Annotated in this window: 1 protein-coding gene; it reads right to left on the reverse strand. The window is 31.5% G+C overall.

Annotation, left to right across the window (positions count from 1 at the left end):
* Nucleotides 1-593 precede the first annotated feature (593 nt).
* Nucleotides 594-1,013: a hypothetical protein gene (locus tag DPIF8902391_RS10465; protein WP_172505789.1), complete on the reverse strand. Its 420-nt coding sequence runs from the start codon at nucleotides 1,011-1,013 to the stop codon at nucleotides 594-596.
* Between the last annotated feature and the right edge of the window lie 244 nt (nucleotides 1,014-1,257).

A 1,257-nucleotide genomic window follows, 5' to 3' on the forward strand; every position in this document is an offset into this window, starting at 1 on the left:
AAATACCGATATAAAATCTCACATTTTTCAGCGTTTTTATTCGGCGTTTAACTTGTCTAAATTTTCATTCCTAATTTCACAAACAGGCTAAAATTCCGCCGTTTTCATTTCATAATTACAGACAGATTCTTGCGTAATTATTTGTCAGAATCCCACAGTTTTTCATTTCCGATTTCACAAACAGGCTAAAATTCTGCCGTTTCCACTTCAGAATTACAAACATATTTTTCCGTAATATTTTTCAAAATCTACAGCTTTACGATTCCGTTTCTATTTCGCAAACAGGCTAAAATTCTGCCGTTTCCACTTCAGAATTACAAACATATTTTTCCCATAATATTTGTCAGAATCTGCTGCGTTATAATTCCATTTCTGGTTGCGTAATATTTATCAGAATCCTACTTTTTTAAACCGCTTTTTTGCCAATATTGCGTGTAATTTGGCTTAATGTAGGTTAACGTTCGGTATAAGATTAGTTGCGAGTTTGTCAGCGAGGAATTTCCGAAGGAAATTCAGAAGCTGGCAAATACGCAACGCCTTAAAAATTAAGCACTAATATAGCAATTAATTTTATACATTGTTGCCCACAGTATTTATTCATTCTCATTTTTTTCTCCGATTGGGACAAAATCTTTTTCATTCGGATAGTAATTACGCATAAATTTATAATATTCTTTAACTTCTCCACCTTTATCTCCCAAACCTTTCGTGTAAAAAATCAACGTATCATTTGGACTTAATATTTTGTAAATCCGCCCACTTTTTGGGTTAGTTTTTGTTCGTTTTATTTTTTGAGAAAAATGTTGCTCAAATTCGTTGTCAGTATTCTCGATTATGACAGGCTTGAGTTTATTTGTCCGCCATTGATATTTCATTTCAAATGTAGTGTCTTCCTTAATCGTTGCTTGAAGTTGAATTTGATTGTTCTTTTTTGTAATTGTTAGAGTGTCAACTCTAATCCACCATTCCATATACAATTCGGCAATAATTTTTATCGTGTCTTTTTCATTCATCACGTTTGTAAAATTCGATAAATTTCTATTCATACTTAGTTCCGAAATATAGTATTCAGATTTTTTTTCCGATTTACAATTCGCTAGTAGTACAGAAGTCAAAATTATAAAACTGAATATTAATTTGGGTACTTTTCTCATATTGTGGGCAACGATTTATATATGGTTTGTTGCATTTTTGAAGCACTAAATTAAGTAAATAAAAACGGAATAGAAAATCCCCTAAGGATTTTCGTAAGTAGGT

It is taken from the genome of Tenacibaculum finnmarkense genomovar ulcerans (assembly GCF_900239495.1).
GTDB classification, from domain to species: Bacteria; Bacteroidota; Bacteroidia; order Flavobacteriales; family Flavobacteriaceae; genus Polaribacter; species Polaribacter ulcerans.